This window comes from Domibacillus sp. DTU_2020_1001157_1_SI_ALB_TIR_016 (genome assembly GCF_032341995.1).
Lineage (GTDB): Bacteria > Bacillota > Bacilli > Bacillales > Domibacillaceae > Domibacillus > Domibacillus indicus_A.
Genome location: NZ_CP135439.1, coordinates 2,347,042 through 2,372,191, shown reverse-complemented (window position 1 = coordinate 2,372,191; position 25,150 = coordinate 2,347,042). Strand labels below are relative to the sequence as shown.

The window sequence follows — 25,150 nt, the reverse complement described above, 5'->3', positions numbered from 1 at the left end:
GAATAAAAAGTCAAACCGGTATTTCACTGTAAAGAAAATATATTGACATTCAATCGGGAGAGGGCTATAATTACTTTTGTTGCCTTGAGGTGATTAAATGAAATGGTCAATAATTCAACTGCAAAAATACCGCGACCGCGGTCTTGAAATTGATGAAACAGTTGACGTAACAGACTTAACAACACTCGATAATGACATACGCCGCATTTCGCCTGTCCACGTAACAGGCAGAGCTGATATTCGTCATGATCAAATTGTTTTCCATGTAAAAGCAACGGGTGAAATGATTGTCCCTTGTTCTCGGACACTTGTAGACGTGCCTTACTCGTTTGAAATTCCGCTGACAGAACGGTTTTTATTAAAGCCGGAGGAAGGCGAATCATACGAAACAGAAGATGTTCACTTTCCGGAGGGAAATGTAATAGATCTCCGGCCGATTTTAAAAGAAGCGATCATTTTAGAGGTACCAATGCAGATTTTCAGTGAAGAAGCGGATGAGCATGTTGTTCAGTCTGGGAAAGATTGGGCGTTTTTTGAAGAAGAAGAAGAGCTTCCCGAAAAAAAGAAGCCGGCTGTTGATCCAAGATTAGCAGGACTTCAAAACTTCTTTACGTCCGATGATGAGTAATTGAGAAGTACAGCTATTCTGGCTTCATATAGTTTTTATTCCGTTAAGGAGGTGTATATCACATGGCAGTACCTTTTAGAAGAACTTCTACTACACGCAAAAACAAACGCCGTACGCACTTCAAACTTCAAGTGCCAGGTATGGTAGCTTGCCCAAACTGCGGTGAGATGAAACTTGCGCACCGCGTATGCAAAGAGTGCGGAACATATAAAGGTAAAGAAGTTGTTAGCAAATAACATCTTTTACATCTTTCAAAAAAAGCGAAGAGGCCATGGCTCTTCGCTTTTTTTGTCATTAGAGTATGGATAAAGGAGAACAGATTGCGCGTGAGTTCAGCTTGTTTTCTGAGCGTTTTTCTTTTCAGGAAGCCAAATAAGGCGTGTGCTGTTTTCGGATACCGGCTTAAAATCTACTTTCTCCCAAAAAGACTGTGACTTTACGCGCGGTTTTGTCATGATAGGGAGTTCAAACGACTTGGCAAACTGGACAAGCAATGCCCCAAGTCCCTTCTTTTGAAAAGCCGGCAGCACTTCAAGCTTCCATATTTCCACATACTGATCGTTTCCGGATACAAGATTTAATGTATCCTGCCGGATGTACAGGCACATACGGGCAGCAAGCCGGTCCCCGTAATAAATGCCGTAAAAAGGCGAATTGGTATTGTCTTCCACCATGGAAGTTTGTAATTCTTCAATCATCGAAAGTTCTTCAAGTCCATATTCTTTGAAGGATTTAAACTCTTCCATCGTTTTGAAATTCATCTTCAGATTCTCAACTGCTAAGCCCATTTCCTCAATCTCCTTTGCAAACTCTCTCTTGATTTGTCTCCTTTATTATATAATAAAGTAAATAAAAAAAGTAGCGATCCTGTTATCGCTTACAAACTGGGAGAGATACATGAACATTCATATTATTGGAGCAGGTGCCCTTGGGCTGTTTTTTGCTGCAGAGTGGAGCAGCCGCCACCGCATAACTATTCAAACGAGAACAAACGTACAACGGAAACGCCTTGAAGAGGAAGGCATTCATGTCATTGAGCAGAGGCAGTCACATATTTATCCGGTTCAAACAGCCGCTATTGCGCCTCCGGAAACGGATTTAATCGTTGCAGCGGTGAAGCAGTACCATTTGCCGGAAATCCTTCAGCACCTTCCAAGAGTATCATCTTTGCTGTTTATCCAAAATGGTTTAAGCCATCTTAAGCTGATTCAGCAGCTTCCTTTTTCAAATATTTATGCCGGCTCTGTGACGCATGGGGCAGCCAAAATAGACGAGCGTACAGTGCAGGTGAACGGGCGTGGCCAAACGAAAATAGCCTGTGTTAAAGGGGGAGAGGAAGCGATTGTCCGTGAACTGGAAACGCCTGTTTTTTCTTTTCAATGGGAAGAAAGTGCATACGAGATGCTGGTTGATAAAATGGCCGCAAATGCAGTGATTAATCCGTTAACTGCCCTTTTACATGCGAAAAACGGAGAGCTGGCTGAAAACAGCGAATACGCTGCAGCGGCAGAAAAATTATGTGCAGAAATTGCGGCCGTTTTTCCTTTTAAAACGAAGGAATCCGTTACGCAGTCTGTTTTCGAAGTGTGCCGCCAGACAGCCGCCAATGAATCCTCGATGCTTCGAGACATAAAAGCGGGGCGGAAAACGGAATTAGACGCAATCGTAGGAGCTCTTTTGGAAGAAGCAGCACAAAGGGGCGTTGAGACCCCCGCTTTTTCGCTCTTATACCATCTTATAAAAGGAAAAGAAGCCGAATTGGGCAGATAAGGAAAAAGAATTGGAGCTGTGCAGGCACATTGTTTTCCCTTTCAATCCGACAGGTGGTATACTCGAACAAGAAAATTTGTCCGAAAGAAAGGAAGTACATCCATGGAACAAAAACGCATTTCTGTTCCCGCTTTGACCCCCTTTGCTAGGGAATATATAAGCGGCTCAAAGCAGGCAGGCGGCTTTTTTGACTACGATCCATTTTCGCAGCAGTCTTTTCAGCAGCGGTCAGAAGAGGTGCGGACACGAATGTTTAAGCGAAAAGAGCTGGCTGGCATCATTCGGAATTATATGGCGCCGCATCATGTGACAGCGCAAACAGAGCACTCTCTTCAGAAGCTTGAAGACCCTGAATCGGTTGTCGTGATCGGCGGCCAGCAGGCTGGACTTTTAACAGGTCCGCTTTATTCTATACATAAAATCATTTCGATTCTGCACCTGGCGAGAGAGCAGGAAGAGCAGCTGGGTATTCCGGTTGTCCCCGTTTTTTGGATTGCCGGCGAGGATCATGATCTGCTGGAAATTAACCATGTGTTTGTAGAAAAAAACGGGAGTATGCAAAAAATAGGATACCCAGAGCGGTTTATGAAAAAACAGGCCGCCTCAAGCACGGTCTACGATCAAGAGCAAATGCTCGGCTGGGTGGCCTCTGTTTTTGCTTGTTTAAAAGAAACACACTATACGAACCAGCTTCTTCATGATGTGAAAAAAGCGGTGAAGGCAAGCCGCACATTTACCGATTTTTTTGCTTTTTTAACCGGATCCTTTTTTGCCAAGCACGGCCTGCTGCTGATTGATGCGGCAGACCCGGAGCTTCGAAAGCTTGAAGCGCCGTTTTTCAAGAGGCTGATTGTGGAAAGCGGCCCGATTGCAGAAGCGGTGCACTCCACGCAGCAGGAGCTTCAACAAGCCGGCTTTACGCCTGCAATTGAAACGAGCGGCCAGCCGGCGAATCTATTCCTGATTGAAGAGGGAGAGCGCCACCTGCTTGAAAGGGAAGGCGGGCTGTTTATCAGCAAAAGCGGGAGGTCGTACACAGAAGATGATTTACTGCAGCTTCTGGAAACGTCGCCGGAATCCTTTAGTAACAATGTTGTGACGCGGCCGCTCATGCAGGAATGGCTGTTTCCTACACTTGCTTTTATCGCCGGTCCAGGCGAGATTGCTTATTGGGCGGAGTTAAAAGGAGCTTTTGAATATATCGGGCTTACGATGCCGCTTATTATGCCAAGATTAAATATTACGATTGTAGACCGGACAGTGGTGGAAATTGTTTTAGAGATTGGGACACCGATTGAAACGGCGGTGCAGCAAGGCGTGCAAAATGAAAAATCTGCTTATATGGACTCTATTCGTGATCACCACCTTGATGAGCTTGTTGCCCATATGAAGCAGGATTTGATGGCGAGCTATGAGAAAATTGAAGCGCGTGCGGCCGAGCTTCATAATGGCCTTGCACCGATTGTTGAAAAAAACAAGCAGTATCATGAACGGCAAATTGAGCTGCTGCTTCAAAAAAGCGACGCTGTTTTGAAGCAGACACACGATGCGGCCTTACGCCGGTTTGACCGTGTACAAGCCGCTCTGCGCCCGGATGGACTGCAGGAAAGAGTGTGGAATATATATCCATTTTTAAATGTGTACGGCCCTTCTTTTATTGATGACTTGTTGAATCAGCCATATAAACACGATGGCGGCCATTATCTTCTATATGTATAAATGAAAAGTCTGCTCTTAGGGCAGGCTTTTTTATGTAAACGAAATGAAAAGATCTGCAACATGAAATTGGTGGTGCAAAGTGGGGGGATGTGGTAAAGTTAGTGTAGAAAGTGGGGAAGCATTATGTTCATGGGTGAATACCGTCATTCGGTCGATGAAAAAGGCAGATTGATTATCCCCGCAAAATTCCGCGGTGAAGCCGGCCAAACTTTTGTGGTCACACGCGGATTGGACAAGTGCTTGTTTTTATATCCCCTGGACGAGTGGAAAGTACTCGAGAAAAAACTTGCCGCTTTGCCGTTAACAAAGAAGGATTCACGTGCGTTCGCCCGTTTTTTCTTTTCGGGAGCAAACGACTGTACCCTTGACCGGCAGGGCAGAATCAATATCCCCGCCCCGCTTCTGCAATATGCCTCACTTCAAAAAGAATGTGTGATTGTTGGAGTGTCAAACCGGATGGAAATCTGGTGTGCCGCAGCATGGGATGAGTATGTGGAAGCATCGGCGGATTCATTCGCAGACATAGCGGAAAATTTAACTGATTTCGATTTATAATGCTGATTGGACTGATAAGAAAATGGAATTTAATCATACGACTGTCCTACTTCATGAAACAGTCGACGGGCTGAATATCCGCCCGGACGGAATTTATGTAGATTGTACACTCGGCGGAGCCGGACACAGTGAATATTTGCTGTCAAAGCTTGGGCCAAACGGAAAACTATATGCATTTGATCAAGATGAAACCGCGATTGAACATGCGAAAAAACGGCTTACTCCGTTTCTTGAGCGTGTTGAATTTATAAAAAGCAACTTTGAACATGTGAAGGAAGAGCTTCACAAACGAAATGTTACGGGAATTGACGGCATTTTGTACGACTTGGGTGTTTCATCACCTCAGCTTGATACACCGGAGCGCGGTTTCAGCTATCATCATGATGCACCTCTTGATATGAGAATGGACAAAAGTGCTGCACTGACTGCTTATCACGTTGTAAATGAATGGTCTTTTGAAGAGCTGGTCCGCATTTTCTTCAGGTATGGAGAAGAAAAGTTTTCCAAGCAAATTGCCCGGAAAATTGAAGCTGCGCGGGAAGTTCAGCCGATTGAAACGACAGGCCAGCTGACGGAACTGATCAAAGAAGGAATTCCGGCGCCGGCAAGAAGAAAAGGCGGCCATCCGGCCAAACGTATTTTCCAGGCCATTCGAATTGCGGTAAATGATGAACTGGGTGTGTTTGAACGGTCACTTCACGATGCGATCGATTTATTGAATGTCGATGGGCGTATTAGTGTTATCACCTTCCACTCGCTTGAAGACCGTATTTGCAAAACGGTTTTCAAGGAAGCGTCTGCAGGGCCGGAGCTGCCGCCCGGCTTACCTGTAATCCCGGAAGAATATGAACCTGTTTTAAAGCTGGTAACAAGAAAACCGATTGTCCCGACTGAAACAGAGCTGACAGAAAACAATCGGGCACGTTCAGCCAAACTGCGTATTGCAGAAAAAAGAAAACAAACCAATTAGGGGGGGATCGAAATGAACAATACAGCGAGAAAGCCGATTGTCGAACAGCCTAAAAAGGCTTCTGTTAAACAGCGGAAGATCAGCAGGTCATTTTTTACTCCTGGAGAAAAGGTACTGTTTCTTGTTTTTGTATTAACAGTTTGCTTTATGAGTGCAAAGCTTATCTCTACACAGGCAGCGATCTATGAAACAAACAAACAAATTCAAGATGTAGAAGCGAAAATCCAGGAGCAGGAAAAAGTGAATCATGATCTTGAGGTCCAAATCAGCGAAGAAAGCACGTATGAAAAAATTTGGGAACGTGCCAAAGCGATGGGACTGGATTTAAGCAAAAACATTAAGGTTGTTGAGCCGAAATGATGGAAAATAGAAACAATCGGAAAATAGGAGTTGCGATCCTGTACGTCGGGTTCGCCCTCCTCTTTTTTATCTTATTTTCACGGGTATTTTACATTCAGGCGACCGGAACAGCAGACGGACATAAACTTAAAAACGAAGCGCTTGAAAAATACATGCGCACGGATGTTCTTGAAGCGAGCCGGGGAACGATTTATGATACAAATGGAGAAGTAATCGCAGAAGATACTACTTCATTTACAATGGCAGCGATTTTAGACGATTCTGTAACAACGAATCCAGAATCTCCAAATCATGTAGTAGATCCAGAGAAAACAGCAAAGGTGCTGGCGAAATATATTGATATGGATGAGGAAGATATACTGGCGCGTTTGAAAAAAGAAGGAGCATTCCAGGTGGAGTTTGGCACGGCAGGGCGCGGGCTGACAAACAGCGTAAAGCGAAAAATTGAAGCCGAAAAGCTGCCCGGTATTACATTTACCCGACAGGCGAAACGGTTTTATCCAAATGGAAAATTTGCTTCTCATTTAATCGGCTTTACACAGCAAATTGAACAAGAAGATAAAAATGGGAATGTTACGTTTGAAACAAAAGGCCAGATGGGCATTGAAAAATCCTATGAAAAATATTTGCAGGGCAAAAATGGGAAAATCCGTTATACGAGCGACTTATGGGGTTACCTGCTTCCTGAAAAACAAGAAATGGTCACTGAGCCGCAAAACGGCGATGATATGTATTTAACCATTGACTCTAAAATCCAGACATTTATGGAAGACGCATTAAGTGAAGTAGAAGCGCAATACAATCCATCCAAAGCGTTTGCCATTGTAGCCGAAGCTAAAACAGGCAAAATTTTGGCAATGAGCCAGCGTCCTACTTTTCATCCGGGCACGCGGGAAGGGCTTGATGTAAACTGGATGAACGACCTCGTTGAATATTCATATGAGCCCGGATCTACGATGAAAATTTTTACACTGGCAGCGGCGATTGAGGAAGGCACGTTTGAAGCCGATGCTCTTTACAAGTCAGGAAGATATAAAGTAAAAGGCGGAGGCAGTATTGGAGATCATAACGGCGGGGCCGGCTGGGGCAATATTACATATAAAGAAGGCATTCAGCGCTCTTCCAATGTAGCGATTGCGAATATGCTGGAACAAATGTCGCCGGGTGTTTTCAGGCAGTATCTTGAAGACTTCCATTTCGGGCGTAAAACAGGTATTGAACTGCCTAACGAAGCAGCAGGCAGTATTTTGTATAATTATCCGCTTGAACAAGTCACAACAGCATTTGGCCAAGGATCAACAGTAAATGCGATGCAGATGATCCAGGCGGCGACAGCGATTGCCAATGGCGGAAAAATGATGAAGCCGTATATTATTGATAAAATTGTGGATGATACGACCGGAAAAACGATTGTTGACACAAAACCGGAAGTGGTTGGTGAGCCTATTTCTAAAGAAACGGCAGCCGAAACACTAGACATTTTGGAAACGGTCGTAACAGCAGAACATGGCACTGGCAAGCCGTATCATATTGAAGGATACGATGTGGCTGGGAAAACAGGAACCGCGCAGCTGGTCGGAGAAGATGGGCGCTACTTAACAGGATCAAACAATTACTTGTTTTCTTTTATGGGCATGGCTCCAAAAGAAGATCCGGAACTCATCGTATATGTAGCGGTTGCGAAGCCGCAGCTGGATGGGGAGTCCGGATCAGCTCCTGTTTCAAAGATTTTCAATCCTGTTATGCGAAACAGTCTTCAATATTTAAATATCAAGCCGGATAAAACGATTATTTCTCAAACCGTAACGTTAAAAGATTTTACCGGCAAGAGAACATCAGAAGCACGTAAGGCGTATGAAGACGCCGGAATGGATCCAGTCGTGATCGGTACAGGCAGTAAAATTGAAAAGCAAGTACCAGCGGCCGGCGAAAAGCTGTTGCAGGGAGAAAAAGCTATCCTGCTGACATCTGAGAAGTGGACGATGCCAAATATGAAAGGCTGGGCCATGCGTGATGTGATGAAAGTAGCTGAGAGTATGGGGCTTAAAGTTAGCTATTCAGGATCCGGCTATGTGGTATCTCAAAATATTGAACCAAACAAATCTGTAAAAGAAGGCCAGAAGCTTATTATTAAGCTTGAAGAGCCTGGCAGTGCGGAAGAAGCTAACCAAAAAGCAAATGAAGACTCGGATCAATCCCGATAAAGAGAGCAGTCTCGCTTTTTAGTGCCAGTCACTAAATCGCCGGGACGTCTCTTTTTTTTGTCAATTTTCCTCAAATGAAGCATATGATCATGAAGAAAAGGAGTGTGGACAATGCGGGTGCGAATGTTTTGGATCCTTCTTTTGTCTTTTTTGGCTTTTTCGGCATTGGTCATCCGCACCGGCTATATCCAGCTTGTTAATGGGGGTGAGCTGACAGATAAAGCAGAAGAACTGTGGGGAAGAAGCATCCCTGCTGAGCCGGAGCGCGGTCTGATCCTGGACCGAAATGGAAAAGTATTAGTGGGGAATAAAAATGCGCCGACGGTTTATGTGATTCCGGCTCAAATTGATGACCCGGAACAAACGGCCAAGAAGCTGGCCGCCGTTCTCGGGGAGAAAGAATCGGTTTTGTATGAACGAATGACAAAACGTTCTTCAATTGAACGTCTTTCTTCCAAAGGCAGGCATTTATCCGCTGAAACCGCGCAGGCGGTAAGGGATCTTCAATTAAAAGGAGTCTGGCTTGGGGAAGACTCGATCCGGGATTACGTGATGAAGGACAGGCTTGCCCACATTATTGGATTTACGGGAGCTGACAACCAGGGGCTTGCCGGGATCGAAGCCTATTATGATAAAAAGCTTTCTGGCAAACCAGGTTCAATCCAAATGTATACAGATGCGAAAGGAAACCAAATGCCGGGGCTTACCAATCATTATGAGGAACCGGTAAATGGAATGGATTTAAGTTTAACGATTGATGCGGATATTCAAGCTGTAATGGAAAGAGAGCTGGATCAGGCTGAAAAAACGTACAAGCCGGATGCAGCTATGAGTATCGCGATGGATCCGAACACAGGGGCTATTTTGGCGATGTCTTCACGCCCGTCTTATGACCCGGCCCGCTTTAGTAAATATGATCCAGATGTATATAATCGAAATCTTCCTGTATGGAGCACATTTGAGCCGGGATCAACGTTTAAGATCATTACACTGGCAGCTGCTTTAGAAGAAAAGAAAGTAGATCTTGATAAGGATCATTTTAATGACCCCGGTTACGTGGAAGTGGATGGTGCGCGGCTGCGCTGCTGGAAGCGGGAAGGGCACGGCCATCAGACTTTCCTTGAAGTCGTGCAGAATTCTTGTAACCCGGGTTTTGTAGAGCTCGGTTCCCGTCTTGGTGAAAAAAAGCTTTTTTCCTACATTCGCAAATTCGGATTCGGCGAAAAAACAGGCATTGACTTGTATGGAGAAGGAACTGGAATCCTTTTTACAGAGGAATCGGCCGGTCCGGTAGAAGCGGCAACGGCAGCTTTCGGACAAGGTGTAGCCGTTACACCTATCCAGCAGGTGACAGCAGTGTCCGCGGCGATAAACGGCGGCATATTGTATGAGCCGTATGTAGCCGAGAGCTGGACAAACCCGGAGACAGGCAAAACGGAAGAGGTTCGTAAGCCGAAAAAGGTACGCAGGGTCATTAGTGAAGAAACATCGAAAGAAGTGCGGCGTGCCCTTGAAAATGTAGTAGCCAAAGGAACCGGACGAAACGCTTTCGTAGACGGATACCGGGTTGGAGGGAAAACAGGTACCGCCCAGAAAGCGAAAGACGGCCGTTATCTTGAAAACAACCATATTGTTTCTTTTATCGGAATGGCGCCGGCAAACGATCCGAAAGTGGTCATTTACACGGCTATTGATAACCCAAAAGGCACGGTTCAGTTTGGCGGTACAGTCGCCGCCCCGATTGTCGGAAAAATGATGCAGGATGTTCTTCCGCTGTTAAACGTTGAAAAACAAACGAATCAGATCGAAAAAGAAAAAGCCTGGAATGACCCGGATTTCATTCAAGTGCCCAATTTGATTGGTCTGTCAAAAGAAAAATTAAAAGAACAGCTGATCAATGTTGAAATTGTAGCTGAAGGAGCGGGCGATAAGGTCGTGTACCAATCGCCGAAACAAGGAGTAAAAGTAGAGAGAGGAAGCAAAGTACGCGTTTTATTAAAATAAAAGACCCTATGCCGCCAAATTTGATCGAAACAGGCTGAAAAGCATTCGCATCGGCGGCTTTTTTTCGTTACAATAGAAATCGCGGGAAATTGTACATAGTGTTTGCAGAAAAGAAAGGATTGAAAAAACGTGGATTTATCAACTGTGCTCCGAGCACTTCCATTTTATCAGCAAGATAAGGATGGAAATCCGGCGATTACGTCGATGGAAAACGATCACCGCCTCGTTCAAGAGGGATCAATATTTATTTGTATAAAAGGATTTACCTTTGATGGCCATAACGCTGCGGAAGAAGCAGTGAGAAAAGGGGCAGCTGCCATTGTAGCAGAACGGCCTGTGGACGTATCTGTTCCAGTTATTTATGTACCGGATACAAAACGGGCAATGGCGCTTTTAGCGGCTCATTTTTACGGTTACCCGACAGATTCCTTCCATCTAATTGGGATTACAGGAACAAACGGAAAAACAACTACGAGCCATTTAATTGACCATATTTTGCGGGCTCACGGAGAAACGACTGGTTTAATCGGAACGATGTATATGAAGATTGGCGACCAGACTATTGAAACGAAAAACACGACACCAGAGAGCCTTACGCTCCAAAAAACATTTTCAAATATGAAAGAAGCAGGTGTAACGGCTGCGGTTATGGAAGTATCTTCTCATGCACTCCAAGAAGGGAGGACAAACGGCACTGCTTTTAATGTGGCAGTTTTCACCAACCTAACGCAGGATCATCTCGATTTTCATAAAACAATGGATGAATATCGGACAGCGAAAGGGCTGTTGTTTGCCCGCCTTGGAAATGTAATGCATTCCGACCGTCCGTCTTTTGCGGTGTTAAATGCCGATGATGCAGCTTCCGCTGTTTACCGTTCGATGACAGCGGCGCATGTTGTTACCTATGGCATTGACCATCCAGCAGACATTCGTGCGAAGGATATTCGGCTCACTTCGGGAGGAACAGCTTTTACCATCACGTATCCGGGCGGAGAGCTGCAAGTTCAGTCAAAATTAGCAGGCCGCTTCAATGTGTATAATATGCTTGCTGCGTTTGCGGCCGGCTTCGTCTCAAACATCAAGCCGGAAACCATTCAAACAGCGCTTGAGCAGGTGGAAGGAGTAGCAGGCCGTTTTGAAGTGGTGCCAAATGACCGTGATATTTCGGTGATTGTTGATTACGCGCATACACCGGACAGCTTAATTAATGTTCTTCAAACGGTTCGGCCATTAACAAAAGGGCGGGTAATTGCCATTGCCGGATGCGGCGGTGACCGTGATAAAACAAAGCGCCCGCTTATGGCACAGGCGGCTTGCAAATATGCAGATGAAGCGATCTTCACATCGGATAACCCGCGCAGCGAAGACCCGAAAGCCATTTTAAAAGATATGGAAGCAGGTGTGCCGCAGGAGCGCTATACGGTGATTGAGGATCGAAAAGAAGCCATTTTTGAAGCGATTCGTACGGCGAAGCCTGGCGACGCGGTTGTGATTGCAGGAAAAGGCCATGAAACGTATCAACTTATTGGAAAAGATGTTTTTCATTTTGATGATCGGGAGATTGCGAAAGAAGCACTTCTTCAGAAGGACGGTGGACAGGCATGAATGAGTGGCAGATAGCGTTAATTATTGCGGTTTCGTTTTTAATTACGGTTCTTATTGCCCCGTTATTTATTCCTTTTTTAAGGAGACTGAAGTTCGGTCAGAGCATTCGTGAAGAAGGACCGAAGTCTCACCAGCAAAAATCAGGCACTCCGACAATGGGCGGAATCGTCTTTTTGCTATCTATTATTGTGACGACGTTGTTTTTTGCCCAATTATTTGATTCAATCGGTACAGAAACAACCTTGCTTTTACTTGTAACCATTGGATTTGGACTTCTTGGGTTTTTAGATGATTTTATTAAAGTCGTGATGAAGCGCAACCTTGGTCTGACATCCTTGCAAAAATTAATCGGCCAAATTATTATTTCTATTATCTTTTATGTGATTTATGCGCAGCAAGGATTATCAACGGAGCTTTCATTTGGTTTTTTCTCCGTTGACCTGGGCATTTTATACGCGCTGTTTGTTCTTTTCTGGCTGGTCGGCTTTTCAAACGCAGTGAACTTAACCGACGGACTTGACGGTCTCGTATCGGGTACGGCAGCTGTTGCATTTGGAGCATATGCGGTTATTGCCTGGAGCCAGGGGCTTGATGAAACAGCCATTTTCGCTTTTTCAGTTGTTGGGGCCATCATCGGTTTTCTTGTGTTTAACGCTTATCCGGCCCATGTATTTATGGGAGACACAGGATCGCTTGCGCTGGGCGGTGCGATCGCGGTTCTATCTATTTTAACGAAGTTTGAGTTTTTGCTTCTTCTTATTGGGATTGTATTTGTAGCAGAAACACTATCGGTTATTTTGCAGGTTTGGTCATTTAAAACTAGAGGGAAACGAATTTTTAGAATGAGTCCGCTGCACCATCACTTTGAACTAGGCGGCTGGTCTGAGTGGCGTGTAGTGGTCACTTTTTGGTCCGTCGGTGTAATTGCAGCAGCGGTCGGTCTATGGATTGGAGTATGGAACATATGAAGCAGATCAATCAATTTAACGGAAAAAAAGTACTTGTATTAGGTTTAGCAAAAAGCGGGCTCGCAGCTGCCCGTTTGCTGAAAAAACTAGGCGCTGTTATCACAGTCAATGATGGAAAGCCGCTTGAAGAAAATGAAGCTGCCCGCTCACTTTCGGCAGAAGGAATTAAAGTGATCTGCGGAAGCCATCCGGTAGAACTGCTGGATGAAGGGTTCGAGCTGGTCGTGAAAAACCCGGGTATTCCCTACTCAAATCCGATCATATCCAAGGCGGTCTTAGACGGACTGCCGGTGATTACGGAAGTAGAGCTTGCCGGACTGATTTCTGAAGCGCCGTTTATTGGCATCACCGGCACTAACGGCAAAACAACAACGACGACACTGATCGATGAAATGATGAAAAAAGGCGGCAAAGGCACTGTGCTTGCCGGTAATATCGGCAAGGTAGCATCTGAGGTCGTACAGCAAGCCAAGCCGGAAGACCATGTGGTGATTGAGCTTTCCTCTTTTCAGTTAATGGGGATTCAGGAATTTCGTCCTCACATTGCGATTATCACGAATATTTATGATGCCCACTTAGACTATCATGGATCACGGGAAGAGTACGTTGGAGCAAAGATGAAAATCACGCAAAACCAGACTGGCGAAGACTTTTTAATTATTAACGCGGATCAAGAAGCTCTTCTGTCTTTGGCTGGGGCGAGTATGGCGAATGTAATTCCATTTTCCGTGCGCCAGAAAGTAGAAAATGGGGCTTATATCGAGAATGGAATGGTGTATTTTCAAGAAGAAGCGATTATGCCGACAGCAGATATCGCATTGCCGGGCAGCCATAACCTTGAAAATATTTTGGCGGCCATTGCGGCAGTTAAACTATCAGGTGTAGCAAATGAAGCGATTATCCATGTTCTTAAGACATTTTCGGGTGTGAGACACCGGACTCAGTTTGTACGCGAATGGAATGGCCGGAAGTTTTACAACGACTCTAAAGCAACCAATACGCTTGCGACAAAAAGTGCCCTCACAGCCTTTCAAGCTCCTATCATTCTGCTCGCGGGAGGGCTCGATCGGGGTAACGGCTTTGATGACCTGCTTCCATACCTGCACGATGTCAAAGCAGTTGTGACGTTTGGAGAAACAGCAGAAAAATGGAGAGAAACGGCGGAAAAAGCCGGCATTACCTGCATTGAAAAAGCGGAATATATGACTGATGCGGTACAAAAAGCAGCTGCACTGTCAAAAGCAGGAGATGTTGTTTTATTGTCTCCAGCTTGTGCAAGCTGGGATCAATATAAAACCTTTGAAGAACGCGGAGACATATTTATCGACTGTGTGAATACGTTATAAGAAAGAGCCGGGGCCTTGATGGCTCCGGTTTTTTAATGCGCATGAGAGGGGTGGCTGCTGTTTCTACTCGTGGAACGGACAAACTGTTTTTGCTGCTTGTCTTGTTGTTAACAGGAAGCGGCCTTCTGATGGTCGCAAGCGCTGGAGAAGTATGGGGGCAATTTAACTATGGGAATTCTTTTTATTTTGTAGAAAGACAAGCCGTATTTGCTGCAGTCGGGATCGTGGTGATGACGGTATTCTCACGCTTTGATTATAGAATTTTCAAGACCTATTCAAAGCATGCGCTTATCGTCGCATTTCTGCTGCTGATCGCTGTGCTAATTCCAGGGATTGGGATGGTGCGCAACGGGTCACAAAGCTGGATTGGCGTAGGTTCTTTGTCCTTCCAGCCCTCTGAGTGGATGAAGATGGCTCTTGTTTTTTATCTGGCATCCATCCTGTCTGAACGAAAGAAAACCATTCACTTATTTTGGAAAGGGCTCTTTTTCCCGCTTTCTGTTATCGGGGCTGCTTTTGGCTTAATTATGCTGCAGCCGGATCTTGGAACAGCAGCCGTTATGGGGGGAACTGCTTTTCTTTTGCTGTTCAGTGCGGGAGCACCGATTCGCTTTTTTATTACGATCGGTGTAACAGCAGTGATTGGATTGGTTGGACTGATTGCATCGGCACCCTATCGAATGAAACGTATTACGGCTTATTTGGATCCATGGTCGGATCCGCTTGGAAGTGGGTTTCAAATTATTCAGTCTCTTTATGCAGTTGGACCGGGTGGGCTTTTTGGGCATGGCTACGGAGAAAGCCGGCAGAAATATTACTATCTTCCTGAACCGCAGACTGATTTTATTTTTGCCATATGGTCAGAAGAAACGGGCTTTCTTGGTGCTGTATGGATTATTCTTTTATTTTTCCTGCTTATTTGGCGCGGAGTATATATTGCCATGCGGATTGACGATCCATTTGGCATGCTGCTCGTTTTCGGCTTGACGGCTATGATCAGCCTGCAGTCTTTTATTAACCTTGGGGTCGTAGTAGGACTCCTTCCAGTAACAGGGGTAACCCTGCCGTTTTTAAGCTACGGAGGCTCTTCTTTAACTATGACACTGGCATTGGCGGGAATTGTTTTAAGTGCAAGCCGTCATATGCGGTAGTATTGAAGGAAATTTACGGGTTTTTCAAGATAATATTTGATTCTCGTGACACATTGATTTAAGATGAAAATGCATTGGACAGCTGTTTAAACAACAAAAGCTGCCAGATGAATTATTGAGGTGACAGAATTGAAAATAGTAGTCAGCGGCGGAGGAACGGGCGGACATATTTACCCGGCACTCGCACTTATTCGAATGATTAAAAAGAAACACCCGGACACATCGTTCCTGTACATCGGAACAGAAAAAGGACTAGAATCCAAGCTTGTTGTACGGGAAGGGATTCCCTTTCAATCAATCGACATTACTGGATTCCGCCGGGCAGTTTCATTTGAAAACGTGAAAACGGTTATGCGCTTTTTAAAAGGCGTTAACGACTGTAAAAAAATGCTAAAAGAATTTCAGCCGGATGTTGTGATTGGTACAGGCGGCTATGTATGCGGACCAGTCGTGTATGCAGCTGCGAAAATGGGAATCCCTTCAATTGTCCATGAACAGAACAGCGTGCCGGGACTGACAAATAAATTTCTAAGCAAGTATGTGGATAAAGTGGCGGTTTGTTTTGACGCAGCAAAAACACACTTTCCGGCAGCAAAAACCGTTCTTACCGGTAATCCTAGAGCTTCCGAAGTAATCGAAGCGAGCGGGGCGGGTGTACTGCAAAAGTACGGGTTTACACCTGACCGAAAAACCGTTCTTATTTTTGGGGGAAGCCGCGGCGCCCGTCCTATTAATGATGCGGTAATCGGGGCGTTGAACAACTTGGCGGACCGCAGCTACCAGGTGCTGTATGTCACGGGTGATGTTCATTATGAACGCGTTTCGACGGAGCTGCAGACTGCAGGGAAGCCTGATAATGTGGCGGTTGAGCCGTTTATTCATAACATGCCGGATGTGCTGGCTGCTTGTGATCTGGTGGTAGCAAGAGCAGGGGCCACTACCCTTGCAGAGCTGACAGCGCTCGGTATTCCGTCCATTTTAATTCCAAGTCCATACGTAACAAATAATCATCAAGAGAAAAATGCACGCTCTCTAACGGACCAGGACGCAGCAGTGCTGCTGCTTGAAAAAGATTTAACGGGCGCGTTGCTCGTGAAAGAGTTGGATGCTATCCTGATGAATGAGCCGCGGCTCGGCAAAATGAAAGAACAAGCAAAACGTTTGGGCATTCCGGATGCGGCAGATCGTTTATATAATGTAATGGTGGAATTAACAGAAAGAACCAGCCGTTCATCTTGAACACATGGCAGTCAGCCGCGTTAAAAGAAACCATGCGCGGCTGGTTTGCAGCATGGGCAGAGGTGTGAACATGACAAAGGAAAAAATCATTTCAATTGAGGATCGCATTCCAAAGCTGAAACAAATCAGAAAAAAGAAAGCGAACCGCCGGCTGCTGTTTTTACTATCTTTGTTTTTCGCGCTTATTCTTCTTGTTGTATATCTGCAGTCTCCCTTAAGCAAAGTGGCAGACATTCACGTGCAGGGAAACAGTCTTGTGACAAAGCAGGAAGTAATTGAGAAAAGCGGGCTTGTAAAAGGAAGCAGCATTTGGGCAGCCGGGAAGGGAAGGGCAGAAGAAGCTCTTTTAAAAGACGACCGCATTAAAAAAGCGGAGGTTACAATTGGGTTCCCAAATGATTTAATGATTTCAGTGGAAGAGCATAATGAAATTGCTTACGCTGCTCAAAAAGGCGGGTTGTACCCTATTCTTCAAAATGGAAAAATTTTAAGCCAGCCTCTGAGCGGTGCACCATTACAGCTTCCGATTTTGTATAACTTCAAAGAAGGAAAGGCGCTCGATTTGTTTACAAAAGCAGCCCAAACACTTCCGAATGAAGTGTATAATACAATTTCTGAAGTGTACTATGATCCAAAGAAAAATAACTCTCTTCATATAAAGGCGTTTATGACAGATGGGTTTGAAGTATCTGCCACTCTCTCCACATTTGCTGAGAAAATGGTTTACTATCCTTCCATTTCTACGCAGCTTAATCCCGATGTAAAAGGTGTAATCGACATCGAAGTTGGTTCGTATTTTAAAGCCTATGATCCAGCTCAGCAGCAGGAACTAGCGGAAGAAGCCGAAGAGGAAGCAGCAGGAGAAACAACAGAGGAAACTACAGAGGAAACAACACAAGAAGCAGAGACGCCATAAAGTTTTCTTAAAACTGAATAACTTAACCTTTTCGAGCTTCTTATCTTAGTGTAGACTTGTATGAGAGAGTTTAAGAAAAACATCAAAAATACTAAACTTTAAAAGGGAAACACGCTGAATATGACGAATTACGTTCTTAAACATGTATTCGTAGAGTAAATGTACGAATGGTTGTTCGGTTATTCACGCTTTTATGGTAAAGGAGGTGCCGCAGCATGAATAATAATGAAATTTTAGTAAGTCTCGACATCGGTACATCCGCGATTAAAGTGATTATTGGCGAAATGGTTAATGATTCTTTAAATATAATTGGTGTCGGAAATGTAAAATCAAAAGGCATTCGAAAAGGAGCGGTCGTCGATATTGACGATACCGTTTATTCGATTAAAAAAGCGATTGAGCAGGCGGAGCGTATGGTAGGCCTAGAGATTGGCTCCGTGATTGTTGGTATTGCTGCCAACCACGCCATTTTGCACCCGTGCAATGGCGTTGTAGCTGTTTCAAGCGAAAATCGGGAGATTACAAGTGAAGACGTGATCCGGGTCAAAGATGCGGCACAAGTGATGTCTATTCCACCCGACCGGGAAATTGTTAATGTAATTGCCAAACAATTTATTGTAGATGGCTTTGATGAAATTAATGATCCCCGCGGTATGCTCGGTGTACGTCTTGAAATGGAAGGGATCATCGTAACAGGTTCAAGAACATTTTTACATAACACGCTGCGCTGTGTAGAGCGTGCGGGTCTTGAGATTAATGAAATTGTTCTGCAGCCGCTTGCGAGTGGAGAAATCGCTTTATCCATGGATGAGAAAAATCTAGGCACTGTACTAGTCGACATCGGTGGCGGCTCCACGACAATTTCTTACTTTAGAGATGGCTATATTCAGCAGACCTCTGTCCTGCCTGTTGGCGGCGATCACATTACGAAAGATTTATCCATTGGTCTGCGTACGTCAACAGAGGAAGCCGAAGGAATTAAAATTAAGCATGGACATGCTTTTTATGATTTAGCTTCTGAAGAAGAAGTGTTCAGTGTTCCGGTGATTGGCAGTGACCAGCATGATCAATTTAACCAGCTTGAAATTTCAGAAATTATCGAGGCAAGACTGGAAGAATTGTTTATGATGGTCGTGGAAGAACTTCGCCAGTCGGGTATTCATGATATTCCAGGTGGATTTGTTTTAACCGGCGGATCATCCGCAATGAATGGCATTCTTGATTTAGCACAGGATGTATTTCAAAATCGTGTACGCGTTGCGATTCCTGATTATATCGGTGTACGTGAGCCGCAATTTACAACGTCTGTAGGCCTGATCAAGTATGCATATAAAAATGCCCGGTTAACGGGACGGAAATTAAGTGAGTCCAATCAAGCGGCTCCGGCGGCGAAAGAAGTTAGAAGAGAGCGCCAGGAAGTCAAGCAGGAACCGAAGCCTGTGAAAAAAGAGCAGCCGCATGACGGAGAAGAAAAAGGCGTCAAAGGAAAAATGAAAAGACTTTTCGGGTACTTCTTTGAAGAATAGAAAAAAGAACGCATTAAATAGGAGGATTTGCCATGCTGGAATTTGATACAAGTTTAGATTCGTTGGCAACGATTAAAGTTATCGGCGTAGGCGGTGGCGGTAACAATGCCGTTAACCGAATGATTGAGCACGGAGTGCAGGGAGTAGACTTTATTGCCGTCAATACGGATGCGCAAGCTCTTAATTTGTCAAAAGCAGAAGTGAAAATGCAAATCGGCAACAAGCTGACGCGCGGATTAGGTGCCGGTGCTAACCCTGAGGTTGGAAAAAAAGCGGCCGAAGAAAGCAAAGAGCAAATTGAAGAAGCGCTTAAAGGCGCTGACATGGTGTTCGTAACAGCTGGTATGGGCGGAGGCACAGGAACAGGTGCGGCTCCGGTTATTGCGCAAATTGCAAAAGATCTTGGCGCCCTGACAGTAGGGGTTGTGACACGTCCATTTACATTCGAAGGCCGTAAGCGTGCTACGCAGGCAGCTGGTGGAATCGAATCAATGAAAGCGGCAGTAGATACATTAATTGTCATTCCAAATGACCGCCTGCTTGAAATTGTCGACAAAAGCACACCAATGCTTGAAGCATTCCGTGAAGCAGACAATGTTCTTCGCCAAGGGGTACAGGGTATCTCTGACTTGATCGCAACACCGGGTTTAATCAACTTAGACTTTGCCGATGTAAAAACTATTATGTCGAACAAAGGTTCTGCTTTGATGGGAATCGGGGTTGCTTCGGGTGAAAACCGCGCAGTGGAAGCGGCGAAAAAAGCCATTTCCAGTCCATTGCTTGAAAAAGCCATTGACGGCGCGCAAGGTGTGCTAATGAACATTACCGGCGGCACAAACTTAAGTCTTTATGAAGTACAGGAAGCAGCTGATATTGTATCTTCAGCTTCAGACCAAGACGTAAATATGATCTTCGGTTCTGTTATTAATGAAAATTTAAAAGAAGAAATTGTCGTTACAGTCATTGCGACCGGTTTTAAAGAGGTGCCAGGTGAAGCAGGTCAGCAGGTTCGTCCAGGTCTTGGCCAAGTAAAACCACAGCCTTCGCAGCCAGCTTCGCAACAGCAGCAGCCAAAATCGCGTGAACTGAAGCGTGAAGATGCGCCGGCGCCAGAGCAGCCAATGCGCCAGCATCAACAGCCTTCAGCGGATGATACGTTGGATATTCCTACATTTTTACGTAACCGCAATAGAAGAAGATAAAAAGCAGACCCGCCACTTATGTGGCGGTTTTTTTGTGCATGCTAGTTCTTACAGACAAAAGGCGCACCGTACTATGTAAAGGGCGCAACAGGCTTTTTCTATACCTGAATTAGACATGATTCGGAAAAACTACTGTAAAAATTCACTTACATTCCGACATACATCCACTATCGAATCCGGTACACTAATGCACATAGGACAGGCAGCCGGAAAAAAGGAGGGATCAATTGGCCGGTTACGCAGAAGGGATTATTTTTTTTAATTTTGCTGCGGATGCACTGCTTCTTTTCGTAACAGGAAAGCTGAGCGGGCGTACATTCAGGATGCCCCGGCTGCTTGCGGCTTCGTTAGCTGGAACCATCCCCGTATGTATCTATTTAGCAGCAGGCCCGACCGGACTTTTGCATAAATCGCTGACGGTCATTATGCCTGTATTCATGATTCGTATTGCGTTTCAAACAACCGGCATAAAAAGCCTTGTTTCTATGGTTCTTACCTTTTACTTTACCGTTTTTTTAACAGGCGGCATTTTATTCGGATTTCAATCCATGTACAGGCAATATGCCGATGCGGGAAAATGGTCTCTCATATTCTTTTTTATTGTATCAGTGGCCATTTCCTTTTACTTTATTCAACGCCGTTTATTAGGTTTAAATGCTTCAAGGCGGGTAATCAGCCAGACAGTTCCTGTTTCTTTTACACTTTGCGGAATTAATTGGTCAGGGCACGGATTGATTGATACAGGCAATGCACTGTGTGATCCTATTTCAAAAAAAGAAGTGGCAGTCTGCCAGATTCAGCCCTCTGAGGAGTGGCCCGAAGCACTTTTTAAAGAAGACATCAGTGATCTGCTCCATCTTCCGGACGCTTGGACTGAAAAACTCGTTTGGGTACCATCAAAATCTATTCATGCTGAAAGCAGGCTGCTTGCCTCCTTCCGTACAGACAGCTTTACTATATGGATAAATGGAAAAAAACAAGAAACGAACAGGGCGCTTGTCACGTTTACGGACAAGATGTTATCGGATGACGAAGCATTTGCGTGCATCCTGCATCCGAATATGGTTCGGGAATGAATCGAAAGGTGAGTGGACAATATGCGGCAGGTAAAAACGAAATGGATGTACGTAATGTATAATATGATTCAAAAAGCCGGGCTTAAATCCAAGGCGATTTACTATATCGGCGGCAGTGAAGCACTTCCACCGCCGCTTACACGTGACGAAGAAGCGCATCTTTTAACAAAGCTGCCTTCTGGAGACAAAGCCGTACGCGCTATGCTGATTGAGCGAAATCTGCGCCTTGTTGTGTATATTGCCCGGAAGTTTGAAAACACTGGCATTCATATTGAAGATCTCATTAGCATTGGAGCGATCGGACTTATTAAAGCGGTAAACACTTTTGATCCCGAAAAGAAAATCAAGCTTGCGACTTATGCGTCCCGCTGTATTGAAAATGAGATCTTAATGTACCTGCGCCGCAATAATAAAATCCGTTCGGAAATCTCATTTGACGAACCGCTTAACATCGATTGGGACGGGAACGAACTGCTTTTATCTGACGTGCTGGGGACCGAAAGTGATATTATCACAAAAGGCATTGAAGAAGAAGTGGACAAACACCTTGTAGCAGAAGCACTTGAAGACTTAGAAGGCCGTGAAAAACAAATTATTGAAATGCGGTTTGGACTGAATGGACAGGAAGAAAGAACACAAAAAGATGTGGCAGATTTGCTCGGAATCTCACAGTCTTATATTTCACGGCTAGAGAAAAAAATTATCGGAAGACTAAAAAAGGAACTCAATAAACTGCGCTGAATAATTTCTTTCGGGCCGGCAATACTGTTTTGAGAAGCAGACATCATGAGGAGGAACAGTGATGGCCCGAAATAAAGTTGTTCTGTGCGGCGTCGACACATCGACGCTCCCTGTATTAACAAATCCTGAGATGAAAGTGCTGTTTGTAAAATACCAAAATGGGGATAAAGAAGCCCGTGAAGAACTGGTTACTGGAAATTTACGCCTCGTTTTAAGTGTAATTCAACGATTTAACCACCGTAATGAACAAGCCGATGACTTGTTTCAAGTAGGCTGCATCGGTTTGATGAAATCCATTGATAATTTTGATTTAAGCCACAATGTCCGCTTTTCCACTTATGCGGTTCCCATGATTATCGGTGAAATCCGACGGTATCTGAGGGATAATAATCCTATTCGAGTATCACGCTCGCTGCGTGACATTGCTTATAAAGCTTTGCAGGCAAGAGAAAGGCTGACAGCCGAACGGTCTGTTGAGCCGGCAGCGGAAGACATTGCACGTGAAATCAATGTACCCAAAGAAGAAATGGTTTTTGCTCTTGATGCGATTCAAGATCCCGTTTCATTGTTTGAACCCGTTTTCCAGGACGGAGGCGATCCTATTTACATGATGGATCAAATCAGCGACGGAAAAGACAGGGAAAAAGAATGGGTAGATACAATGACGGTGACCGATGAGCTGAGTAAATTATCAGACCGGGAACGAATGATTATCGAAAAACGCTTTTTTACCGGACGTACTCAGATGGAAGTAGCAGATGAAATCGGTATTTCTCAAGCACAGGTATCCCGGCTCGAAAAAGGGGCCATCAAACAAATGAAAAAGAAAATAAATGGTTAATCAGAAAAACAGAAGAGAAGATCTTCTGTTTTTTCTTTGGTTTGGCGCATACATTGATACAAAGGAGGGGCTGTTATGCGAATTTCAGAATTCCAGCTCAAAGATATCGTCAATGTTACAAACGGAAAAAAGCTTGGCCGGCTGGCTGATATTGAGTTAAATAACGCAACGGGTGCTATATCCGCTCTTATCATTGAACAAAGCGGAAAAAAATTTGGTTTATTCGGCAGGGAAGAAGAATTGGTGATTCCCTGGATGCATATTGTAAAAATCGGCGGTGACGTTATTTTAGTCCGCCATAGTGACACCGAACCGAAAGAGGAAGAACGGTGACGAAAAAGAGGGCATGTGGTACACTAAAAGAAAATGAGCGGGAGCATGCCATGACAGAACCTTTTAAAAAATCGAATGACGGTTTATTTCATCTGGAAAAGTGGGAGCTGGAAGAACCAGGTCTTGTGGCTGGATTTACGTCGAAAGCTGGCGGAACCGGCCGCTATAATGGCTTGAACATGGCTTTTCATGTGCAAGAGGAAGCTTCTTTTGTTCAGGAAAATCGAAAAAATACAGCCAAATTAATTGATTTTCCGACAGCTGGCTGGGTTGGGTGTGAACAAACACATGAGGTGCACATTGCTCATGTGTCAAAGAGGGATGCCGGCAGGGGCGCACTAGATTACGAAACGGCCCTGCCGGCAACTGATGGACTGTACAGCGAGGATGCTGGTGTGCTCCTTACTCTTTGTTATGCGGATTGTGTACCTCTTTTTTTTCTTGACCGGGCAGCGAAGCGCATTGGTACGGCCCACGCCGGCTGGAAGAGTGCAGTTGGCGGAATAGGGCCGAAGATGCTTGAGAAATGGAAGCAGCAAGGCAGCCGCCTGCAGGATGTTGAAGCAGCCATTGGCCCTTCTATTTGTGGATCATGCTACAAAGTGGGAGCGGCTGTGGCAGAAGAAGTACGGAAATGGTATCATCCGGGAGAAAAGCTTCCGCTCTCTCCCGTGCCGGATGAAGCAGATACGTATTTTTTCTCCCTGCAGGATTTTAACAAAGACCTTTTAATCAAAGCAGGACTCCCGCCGGAAAATATTTATGTAACATCCTTATGTTCAAGCTGCTCCCCGGACTTTTTTTCTCATCGGCGTGACCTGGGGAGTACGGGCAGAATGATGGGTTATATCGGCTGGAAGGAAGGGAAACATGAAAGTTAGTGAAAATGTAAAAAGCATTAAACAGCGGATTGAAGAAGCGGCCCGCCGGTCAGGCCGGCAGGCGGAAGATGTGCAGATTATCGCCGTCACAAAATACGTGACAACGGCCCGCGCCCAGGAAGCAGTGGAAGCGGGTATTACACATCTTGGTGAAAACCGGGCCGAAGGGCTAAATGAAAAGTATGAAAGTATTGGAGATCGTGCCGTATGGCATTTTATCGGGTCTCTGCAGACAAGAAAAGTAAAGTCAATTATTCACCAGGCTGATTTTATTCATTCACTTGACCGGGCATCGCTCGCTAAAGAAATAAACAGCCGTGCTGAAAAACCTGTCCAATGTTTTGTACAGGTAAATGTATCAGGCGAAGAGTCAAAGCAAGGGCTGACACCGGATGAAGTCATTCCATTTATTCAATCGCTTCACATCTACGAAAAAATTCGCGTGTGCGGCTTGATGACAATGGCTCCGCTGACAGAAGACCGTGATGTTCTGCGGTCCTGCTTTCGGAAGCTTGCTTTATGCAAAGAAGAAGTGGCAGCATTAAACCTTCCCTATGCCCCGTGCCAGGAGCTATCGATGGGCATGAGCAATGATTTTGAAATAGCTGTAGAAGAAGGAGCTACAATGATTCGTATTGGCACGGCGCTTGTTGGAGAGTAAAAAGAAAGCGGAGGTGGAATGATGGGCGTGAAGTCGAAGTTTAAGTCATTTTTCCTGCTGGATGAAGAAGATTACGATATGGTGGAAGAAGAAGTGTATGAAGAAGAGCCGCCTCCAGCGGCAGCGCCTCGCAAAAAAAATGTTGTGAGTTTAAAAAGTGCGCAAAAGCCATCAAAAGTCGTTATGGCAGAACCACGTGTATATGCAGAAGCACAAGAGATTGCCGATCATCTAAAAGCAAAAAAAGCAGTTGTTGTAAACCTGCAGCGCATTCAAACAGATCAGGCGCGCAGAATTGTTGATTTTCTAAGCGGAACGGTATACGCTATCGGCGGCGAAATTCAGCAAATTGGGGAAAAAATCTTTTTCTGTGCGCCGGAAAACGTGGAGATTTCAGGAAATATTACACAGTTTGGGCAGCAGGATCAAGAAAAAACGGGGTGGCAATAGAAGA

General features: G+C 45.0%; 25 protein-coding genes. 24 read left to right on the top strand and 1 reads right to left on the bottom strand.

The window, feature by feature from the left end:
• Positions 1-97: 97 nt before the first annotated feature.
• Positions 98-628, top strand: a complete 531-nt coding sequence (locus RRU94_RS20105; RefSeq protein WP_315692619.1) for a YceD family protein — start codon at positions 98-100, stop codon at positions 626-628.
• A 62-nt stretch (positions 629-690) separates the two neighbouring features.
• Entirely contained in the window at positions 691-864 is a 174-nt protein-coding gene (gene rpmF / locus RRU94_RS20100) for a 50S ribosomal protein L32 (RefSeq protein WP_046175141.1), read from the top strand.
• A gap of 96 nt (positions 865-960) precedes the next feature.
• Here the strand turns inward: rpmF and RRU94_RS20095 are convergent, their stop codons facing one another.
• A complete protein-coding gene (locus RRU94_RS20095; protein WP_315692616.1) occupies positions 961-1,416 on the bottom strand; it encodes a GNAT family N-acetyltransferase in 456 nt (151 codons plus the stop codon).
• A 109-nt stretch (positions 1,417-1,525) separates the two neighbouring features.
• Between RRU94_RS20095 and RRU94_RS20090 the strand changes: the two genes are divergently transcribed.
• From RRU94_RS20090 to RRU94_RS19985, 22 genes are all read left to right on the top strand, one after another.
• A complete protein-coding gene (locus RRU94_RS20090) occupies positions 1,526-2,398 on the top strand; it encodes a 2-dehydropantoate 2-reductase (RefSeq protein ID WP_315692614.1) in 873 nt (290 codons plus the stop codon).
• 102 nt (positions 2,399-2,500) lie between these two features.
• Positions 2,501-4,117 carry a bacillithiol biosynthesis cysteine-adding enzyme BshC gene (gene bshC, locus RRU94_RS20085; RefSeq protein WP_315692613.1) on the top strand — a complete coding sequence of 539 codons (1,617 nt, stop codon included), beginning with the start codon at positions 2,501-2,503 and terminating at the stop codon, positions 4,115-4,117.
• A 123-nt stretch (positions 4,118-4,240) separates the two neighbouring features.
• A complete protein-coding gene (mraZ, locus tag RRU94_RS20080; RefSeq protein WP_315692611.1) occupies positions 4,241-4,672 on the top strand; it encodes a division/cell wall cluster transcriptional repressor MraZ in 432 nt (143 codons plus the stop codon).
• 22 nt (positions 4,673-4,694) lie between these two features.
• Positions 4,695-5,642, top strand: coding sequence for a 16S rRNA (cytosine(1402)-N(4))-methyltransferase RsmH (rsmH, locus tag RRU94_RS20075; protein ID WP_315692609.1), 948 nt, complete (start codon positions 4,695-4,697; stop codon positions 5,640-5,642).
• A gap of 12 nt (positions 5,643-5,654) precedes the next feature.
• A complete protein-coding gene (ftsL, locus tag RRU94_RS20070) occupies positions 5,655-6,002 on the top strand; it encodes a cell division protein FtsL (RefSeq protein ID WP_251270334.1) in 348 nt (115 codons plus the stop codon).
• Entirely contained in the window at positions 5,999-8,206 is a 2,208-nt protein-coding gene (locus tag RRU94_RS20065) for a penicillin-binding protein (RefSeq protein ID WP_315692605.1), read from the top strand. The genes ftsL and RRU94_RS20065 overlap by 4 nt, the downstream gene beginning before the upstream one ends.
• A gap of 111 nt (positions 8,207-8,317) precedes the next feature.
• Positions 8,318-10,210: a stage V sporulation protein D gene (locus RRU94_RS20060; protein WP_315692604.1), complete on the top strand. Its 1,893-nt coding sequence runs from the start codon at positions 8,318-8,320 to the stop codon at positions 10,208-10,210.
• A 129-nt stretch (positions 10,211-10,339) separates the two neighbouring features.
• Complete coding sequence (locus RRU94_RS20055; protein ID WP_315692602.1) at positions 10,340-11,815, top strand: UDP-N-acetylmuramoyl-L-alanyl-D-glutamate--2,6-diaminopimelate ligase; 1,476 nt, start codon at positions 10,340-10,342, stop codon at positions 11,813-11,815.
• Positions 11,812-12,783 (top strand): phospho-N-acetylmuramoyl-pentapeptide-transferase, encoded by a 972-nt coding sequence (gene mraY / locus RRU94_RS20050; protein WP_251270331.1) that lies wholly within the window; start codon positions 11,812-11,814, stop codon positions 12,781-12,783. Before RRU94_RS20055 ends, mraY begins: the two co-directional genes overlap by 4 nt.
• Positions 12,780-14,129: a UDP-N-acetylmuramoyl-L-alanine--D-glutamate ligase gene (gene murD / locus RRU94_RS20045; RefSeq protein ID WP_315692601.1), complete on the top strand. Its 1,350-nt coding sequence runs from the start codon at positions 12,780-12,782 to the stop codon at positions 14,127-14,129. The genes mraY and murD overlap by 4 nt, the downstream gene beginning before the upstream one ends.
• A 41-nt stretch (positions 14,130-14,170) precedes the next feature.
• Positions 14,171-15,280: a stage V sporulation protein E gene (gene spoVE / locus RRU94_RS20040; RefSeq protein WP_315696065.1), complete on the top strand. Its 1,110-nt coding sequence runs from the start codon at positions 14,171-14,173 to the stop codon at positions 15,278-15,280.
• A gap of 129 nt (positions 15,281-15,409) precedes the next feature.
• A complete protein-coding gene (gene murG / locus RRU94_RS20035) occupies positions 15,410-16,519 on the top strand; it encodes an undecaprenyldiphospho-muramoylpentapeptide beta-N-acetylglucosaminyltransferase (protein ID WP_315692600.1) in 1,110 nt (369 codons plus the stop codon).
• A gap of 70 nt (positions 16,520-16,589) precedes the next feature.
• On the top strand, positions 16,590-17,435 hold the full coding sequence (locus tag RRU94_RS20030) for a cell division protein FtsQ/DivIB (protein WP_315692599.1): 846 nt from the start codon (positions 16,590-16,592) through the stop codon (positions 17,433-17,435).
• A gap of 215 nt (positions 17,436-17,650) precedes the next feature.
• Entirely contained in the window at positions 17,651-18,961 is a 1,311-nt protein-coding gene (ftsA, locus tag RRU94_RS20025) for a cell division protein FtsA (protein WP_242232123.1), read from the top strand.
• 32 nt (positions 18,962-18,993) lie between these two features.
• Complete coding sequence (gene ftsZ, locus RRU94_RS20020) at positions 18,994-20,163, top strand: cell division protein FtsZ (protein WP_315692597.1); 1,170 nt, start codon at positions 18,994-18,996, stop codon at positions 20,161-20,163.
• Between the two features lie 227 nt (positions 20,164-20,390).
• Entirely contained in the window at positions 20,391-21,239 is an 849-nt protein-coding gene (locus tag RRU94_RS20015; RefSeq protein ID WP_315692596.1) for a sigma-E processing peptidase SpoIIGA, read from the top strand.
• Positions 21,240-21,260: 21 nt separating this feature from the next.
• Positions 21,261-21,980: an RNA polymerase sporulation sigma factor SigE gene (gene sigE, locus RRU94_RS20010; RefSeq protein WP_242232120.1), complete on the top strand. Its 720-nt coding sequence runs from the start codon at positions 21,261-21,263 to the stop codon at positions 21,978-21,980.
• A 61-nt stretch (positions 21,981-22,041) separates the two neighbouring features.
• On the top strand, positions 22,042-22,821 hold the full coding sequence (gene sigG / locus RRU94_RS20005; RefSeq protein WP_242232119.1) for an RNA polymerase sporulation sigma factor SigG: 780 nt from the start codon (positions 22,042-22,044) through the stop codon (positions 22,819-22,821).
• A 75-nt stretch (positions 22,822-22,896) separates the two neighbouring features.
• Positions 22,897-23,154, top strand: coding sequence for a YlmC/YmxH family sporulation protein (locus tag RRU94_RS20000; protein ID WP_242232118.1), 258 nt, complete (start codon positions 22,897-22,899; stop codon positions 23,152-23,154).
• Positions 23,151-24,035: a peptidoglycan editing factor PgeF gene (pgeF, locus tag RRU94_RS19995; protein ID WP_315692595.1), complete on the top strand. Its 885-nt coding sequence runs from the start codon at positions 23,151-23,153 to the stop codon at positions 24,033-24,035. Before RRU94_RS20000 ends, pgeF begins: the two co-directional genes overlap by 4 nt.
• Positions 24,025-24,696 (top strand): YggS family pyridoxal phosphate-dependent enzyme, encoded by a 672-nt coding sequence (locus RRU94_RS19990; RefSeq protein ID WP_315692594.1) that lies wholly within the window; start codon positions 24,025-24,027, stop codon positions 24,694-24,696. Before pgeF ends, RRU94_RS19990 begins: the two co-directional genes overlap by 11 nt.
• 21 nt (positions 24,697-24,717) lie before the next feature.
• Positions 24,718-25,146: a cell division protein SepF gene (locus tag RRU94_RS19985; RefSeq protein ID WP_251270322.1), complete on the top strand. Its 429-nt coding sequence runs from the start codon at positions 24,718-24,720 to the stop codon at positions 25,144-25,146.
• Positions 25,147-25,150: the final 4 nt, after the last annotated feature.